Below are 6,162 nucleotides of genomic sequence, written 5' to 3'. Positions count from 1 at the left end.
TTATAAGATTGATGGTTTTCGATGGGATTTAACTAAAGGTTTTACAAATAGTTGTACCTCTGGAGACGAACCTTGTACTAATAGTTACCTACCCGACCGAGTTGCTAAACTAAAAGAATATGCTGATATTCAGTGGTCTTTTGACCCAAATTTTTTAGTGATTTTTGAACATTTAGGAACTGGTGGTTCCGCTACTGAAGAAACGGAATGGGCAAATTATCTTCGTTCTGGAGACACAAAAGGAATTATGCAATGGCGAAAAATGACAGATCCTTATGCTAATCTACTGAAAGGGAATTATGCTGATTTAACTGGTGTTACTGATCCGTCAGAACGAATGGTAGGATATGCAGAAAGTCATGATGAAGAAAGAGTTGGTTACAAAGCTTTTAATGAGGCAGGACAAACACAAGGAAATTTAGCTAAAATTTTGCAAAGATTTCCAGCTTTAGGAGCTGTTCATTTATTAGTTCCAGGGCCAAAAATGATTTGGCATTTTGCCGATTTAGGATACACATCTTCTTTATGGACATGCAATAATGGAAACATTTCTTATTCAAATCCAGATTGTAAATTAGATACAAAGCCACAACCACAATGGGTTAATAATTGGCTGGGAGACCCAGCAAGGTTAAATATTTATAACAGTTGGGCAAGGATGATTGATTTGAAAAAAACTGAAAACGTTTTTGAAAATGGACAATTTTCATGGAATTTGGCCGCAACAGGAAGTCCAAGATTAGATGTCTGGACAAGCACTTCCCCTAGTTCTGCTTTAAGTTATGTTTTTGTTAGAACAAACTTTTCAGACAACACCTTAACTACGGGCGTGGGCTTTCCATTTTTAGGAACTTGGTACAACTTAATGGATAATTCAGCTATGATTGTTACAGATACAAATATGAATATATCTATACCAACAGGAGGGTTTAAAGTATATGGCAACCAACCATCCACTTTAAGCACAACTAATTTTAATAATGTTGCTACTTTAAATTTATCACCTAATCCTACTTCTGGAATATTTACCATTACTGGTCAAGTTTCTAAAGTTCAAATTTATTCAATTACAGGTCAATTAGTTAAAACTTTTGATTCAATACTAACAGAAGATAATCAGTACAATGTTACCTATTTAAGTGCTGGAATATATTTAGTTAAAGCTTTTGATGCTAACCGAAGTTCAAAAACTATGAAGTTAATAAAAGAATAATTCAACTTATTCTATTTTCTATAAAAGCCACGTTGTAATAAACGTGGTTTTTTATTTTGTACTAAACAATCAACTATCTAAACTATATTTGTAACTCATTAAAATTTACTTTATCTATGAATAATGCTGTTGCAGGATTTTCCAAATTTTCCAAAGAAGAAAAAATTAATTGGATTGCCTATCAATATTTTACAAATCCAGCTGAAGCAATTGCAACCTTAAAACAATATTGGAATGATGATGTAAAACTTCAACAGTTGCATGATGATTTTATTGAAAACACGATTACCAATTTCTATTTGCCTATGGGAATCACACCTAATTTTCAAATAAACGGAAGGTATTATGCTGTTCCAATGGTAATTGAAGAAAGTTCTGTAGTCGCAGCAGCAGCTAAATCTGCAAAATATTGGAGTACGCGAGGCGGATTTAAAGCTGTTATTTTGAATACTGAAAAAATTGGACAAGTTCATTTTATATCCAAAGCAAGTTCAAAAAAACTACAAACTTTTTTTGATAAAATAAAAGAAAATTTAATTTATTCAACTGACAGTATTACTCAAAACATGCAAAAACGTGGTGGCGGAATTACAACTTTAGAACTGCGAGATAAAACATCAAAATTAGAAAACTACTTTCAGCTGCATGTAACTTTTGAAACCAAAGACAGCATGGGTGCTAATTTTATCAACTCTTGTCTTGAACAATTAGCAAAATCATTAAAAGAAGAAGCACTGAACTACGCTGATTTTAATCAAGAGGAAAAAGACATTACTGTTGTGATGAGCATTCTCTCCAACTATGTTCCTAATTGTTTAGTTCGCGCCGAAGTATCCTGCTTGGTGTCAGAGCTTGCCGAAAAGAAAATCGAAGACCCAAAAGAGTTTGCCGAAAAATTTGTACAGGCAGTTCGAATAGCGCAAATTGAACCATACAGAGCGGTTACACATAACAAAGGAATTATGAACGGTGTTGACGCTGTAGTGTTGGCCACTGGTAATGATTTCCGAGCTGTCGAAGCTGGAGTTCACGCTTATGCTGCACGCAACGGAAACTATTCGAGTTTATCGTTTGCCAAAATCGAAAATGACGTATTTACTTTTTGGATGGAAATTCCACTAGCGTTAGGAACTGTCGGCGGTTTAACATCATTACATCCGTTGGTTAAAATGGCGTTAGAAATTTTAGGGAAACCAACAGCGCAGGAATTAATGCAAATTGTAGCCGTTGCTGGATTGGCACAAAATTTTGCGGCGCTACGTTCACTAATCACCACTGGAATTCAAGAAGGACACATGAAAATGCACATCAATAATATTTTGAATCAATATCAAACGACAGCCGAAGAGCGCAAAATGATTAAAAATCATTTTGAAAACAATACAATTTCACATGCTGCAGTGGTAACTTTTATAGAAGAAATTAGAAAATAACTCACAACTGCGCTTAATATCACCGAATGATTATAAAGATATAGTCCAGAAACTTTGCAAAAAGCCAGATGAAAAAAAACTTTTACAGCAACGGGAAATTACTAATCACAGGAGAATATTTGGTGCTTGATGGTGCCAAAGCCTTTGCTCTGCCAACAAAGTTTGGTCAAAATCTTATTGTTGAAGAATCCGAAGGGCAAAAAATCCATTGGAAAAGTTATGATAGTGATCTAAGTATTTGGTTTGAAGATACCATTATGTACAACTCAATTGTTAAAAAAGAACGTTTTAATGATACCGATACTATTAAAAACACCTTAATTGAAATCCTGCACGAAGCCTATCTTATGAATCCTAATTTTATAACAGATAAAAATGGATATTTGGTTACAACTGAATTGAGTTTTCCAAAATTTTGGGGTTTGGGAACTTCTTCATCTTTAATAAATAATATTGCCCAGTGGTTACAAATAGATGCGTTTGAGTTATTAATACGAAGTTTTGGAGGAAGCGGCTATGATATTGCATGCGCTCAAAATAATATGCCCATTGTATATCAACTTCTAAACCAGAAACCAGTAATTGAAAGAATTATTTTTAAACCCAACTTTACTAATCAAATCTTTTTTGTTTATTTAAACAAAAAACAAAACAGCAAAACTGCCATTTCATCCTATTATAAGAGTCATGTAAACATTGAAAAGTACATTCCTATCATTAATACAATTACAAATGAGTTGATTAAAGGTGCAACTGTCGAAGAATTTGAAACAGCTCTACAAAATCACGAAACACAAATGAGTGCCGTTTTACATCAAAAAACTATTAAAGAAATACTCTTTCCAGACTTTGATGGTGTTATTAAAAGCCTCGGTGCTTGGGGTGGAGATTTTGTAATGAGCGTTTCAAAAGAAAATCCTAGTAATTATTTTAAAGATAAAGGTTTTGAAATTGTCATTCCTTATGAAGAAATAATTTTGTGATAATCAATAGATTGTTAATGCTTTTTCTATAAAATATGCCTCAATAATTTTTCAATATTTGAGGCATTTTCAGTTTATGGCAATAATTATTTGTTTAAATCATTAGGATTTTACCACTTTATCTTTTTTAACTTTGGACGTTAAACCTTTATTATTTTCTGACTGTAAATCGTTTAGAATATGAATTGCTTCTTCAATGTAGATATCTTTTGCTAAATTTTCGTGCCATCTATCTCTTTTTTCTTTTAGAATTGGATCGCTTTTCATTTGACTTACTTCATAAGGTAACGAGTTGAATTGAAATGAATTTTTATAGTCTACAATAGATTTGTATTTCTTGTTTTTATCATCCAATGCTTTTTGTTCTGCTTTAAATTTATCGATGTTTAAACTATAAACGTTCTCTTTATTTCGTTCGTCAAGCCATTTGGCATTTTCATCTATTAAATTCATTTGAGCATTATTACTCATTCGTTCTCTGCTTTTTGAAATAGTTAAATCAAAATTGTTCTGCTTGTCCCAAACTTTGTAATCCGCAGCATCAATTTTGTCCCAAGGCATAGCGTTATCAATATCTTTTTCGCCCATTTTTAAATACGAATAACGATCAGGAATAGCGATATCACTTTTTACGCCTTCTAGTTGTGTAGAACCACCATTAATTCTATAAAATTTTTGAGTTGTTGTTTTTAACGCGCCTAAATCGCCATAAGTACTTCCTCTTACAAACTGGTTCAAATCGATTACATTTTGAACTGTTCCTTTTCCGTAGGATTGTTTACTTCCAATGATAATACCACGTTTGTAGTCTTGAATGGCTGCCGCCAAAATCTCTGAAGCAGATGCTGAAAATTCATTAATCATAACTACTAACGGTCCGTCCCATTGTACTTTTGCATCTCTATCATACAATACTTCTTTTTTTCCTGCAGCCGACTTAATTTGAACAATTGGGCCTTGATCTATAAACAATCCTGCAATATCAACCACGGTTTTTAAAGAACCTCCACCATTATCTCTCACATCCATCACAATCCCTTGTACACCCTCCGCTTTCAATCTTTCAACTTCTTGAGCTACGTCTTTTCCTGCATCTCTACTGTTTTGATCTTCAAAATTGATATAGAATTTAGGCAAATATATTACTCCGTATTTAAAACCATCTTTCACTACAACACTAGATTTTACATAGGTTTCTTCAATTTCAACTTCATCACGTATAATCGTAATAACTTTGATGGTTCCATCAGTTTTCTTTACGGTTAATCGAACTTCTGTACCTTTTGGACCTTTTATTTTTTTTACTACATCGTCCAAACGCATGCCTACCACATCAACAGGTTCTGCATCGGCTTGAGCTACTTTTAAAACAACATCACCCGATTCTAGTTGTTTTCCTCTCCATGCTGGACCACCAGAAATTAACTCGGTAATTTCTGTAAAATCATTTTTCTTTTGTAAACGAGCACCAATTCCCTCCAATTTACCACTCATACTAACATCAAACTTTTCTTTTTCGCTAGGACCAAAGTAAGATGTGTGTGGATCAAAACGTGAAGCAATCGCATTTATGAAGATTGAAAACCAATCTTCTCGGTCTAAATCTTTAATAAAACTAAAATTATCATTCAGCGAGTTAAGTGTGTTTTCTCTAGTGTCTTTTTCAAGTTGCTCATAGCTTTTTGGAGCCTGATTTTTCTTTTTTTCAAGATCAGAAAGAAACTTTTTCTCTAATTCTGGAGTTATATTATCTCCAAGATTTGCTTTGTAATCTTTTAGCTTTTCCTCGGTAGTTTTATTTTTATCTTTTATTAAATCATCCTCTAATTTTTGCTTTTCAACCAAGGAAGACAAAGTAGAAAGTTTGACTTGTAAACGCCATCTTTCTTTTAATTCATTAACGTCTTTTGCATAAGGCAATTTTTCGTAATCGGTGTTAATAGATTCATTTTTTTTGTAATCAAATGGCTTATCTAACGCCAATTTATAGTAGGCTTTTGTCTCGTCCATTCTTTTCATAAGACGCGAATAGGTTAAGTCAAAAAATGTTAAATCTTTGTTCAAAATTTCATCATCGATTTTGGTTTCATATTTGGCAAATTCATCAATATCAGACTGCAAAAAGAACCGTTTAGAAGGATCAATAGCGTTCAGATAATCTTTATAAACGCCTTTTGAAAAAGTGTCATCAATTTTTGCCGGATTGTAATGCCCTTTTTCGATTACAAAGGTTAACAATTCAAGAAGCATCTTATCTTTATCGGGATCTGACTGTTTTTCTTTTGGGATAAAACTCCATAATGCAACTGCTACTATGGCAACTAACAGAAGTATTTTATAATTCCTTTTCATGTATACAATTATTTTATTCATTAATTAATGGTCTAAAGTAAACAAAAAACTAGGTCATGAGTTTTCTGCCGAGATAAATTTTTGTTAAAAATCGTTATTTTCATTGCTTTGAGAAGCACAAAGTTCCAAAGTTATAAAAATGTAACTGCATAAAACCCTAAAATTTGTTAATTTTACAAAC

Annotated in this window: 4 protein-coding genes; 3 read left to right on the top strand and 1 reads right to left on the bottom strand. The window is 32.8% G+C overall.

Annotated features, from left to right (window positions below):
* The 3 genes from Q0Q96_RS09115 to Q0Q96_RS09105 form a co-directional block, all read left to right on the top strand.
* Positions 1-1,213: T9SS type A sorting domain-containing protein (locus Q0Q96_RS09115; RefSeq protein ID WP_293874029.1), on the top strand; the 1,213-nt coding region annotated here is incomplete at its 5' end.
* Positions 1,214-1,329: 116 nt separating this feature from the next.
* Positions 1,330-2,646 carry a hydroxymethylglutaryl-CoA reductase, degradative gene (locus Q0Q96_RS09110; protein WP_293874027.1) on the top strand — a complete coding sequence of 439 codons (1,317 nt, stop codon included), beginning with the start codon at positions 1,330-1,332 and terminating at the stop codon, positions 2,644-2,646.
* Positions 2,647-2,714: 68 nt separating this feature from the next.
* Positions 2,715-3,629 (top strand): GYDIA family GHMP kinase, encoded by a 915-nt coding sequence (locus Q0Q96_RS09105; protein WP_293874025.1) that lies wholly within the window; start codon positions 2,715-2,717, stop codon positions 3,627-3,629.
* Positions 3,630-3,731: 102 nt separating this feature from the next.
* Here the strand turns inward: Q0Q96_RS09105 and Q0Q96_RS09100 are convergent, their stop codons facing one another.
* On the bottom strand, positions 3,732-6,002 hold the full coding sequence (locus Q0Q96_RS09100; protein ID WP_293874023.1) for a carboxy terminal-processing peptidase: 2,271 nt from the start codon (positions 6,000-6,002) through the stop codon (positions 3,732-3,734).
* Positions 6,003-6,162 lie beyond the last annotated feature (160 nt).

Source organism: Flavobacterium sp. (assembly GCF_025352015.1).
Lineage (GTDB): Bacteria > Bacteroidota > Bacteroidia > Flavobacteriales > Flavobacteriaceae > Flavobacterium.
The sequence above is the reverse complement of the archived record's forward strand: the minus strand, read 5'-3'. Positions and strand labels throughout refer to the sequence as shown.

Bases quoted from the DNA above. Each gene is read 5' to 3' on its own strand.
- Q0Q96_RS09110 (WP_293874027.1), top strand. From the start codon at position 1,330: ATGAATAATGCTGTTGCAGGATTTTCCAAATTTTCCAAAGAAGAAAAA.
- Q0Q96_RS09100 (WP_293874023.1), bottom strand. From the start codon at position 6,002: ATGAATAAAATAATTGTATACATGAAAAGGAATTATAAAATACTTCTG.
- Q0Q96_RS09105 (WP_293874025.1), top strand. From the start codon at position 2,715: ATGAAAAAAAACTTTTACAGCAACGGGAAATTACTAATCACAGGAGAA.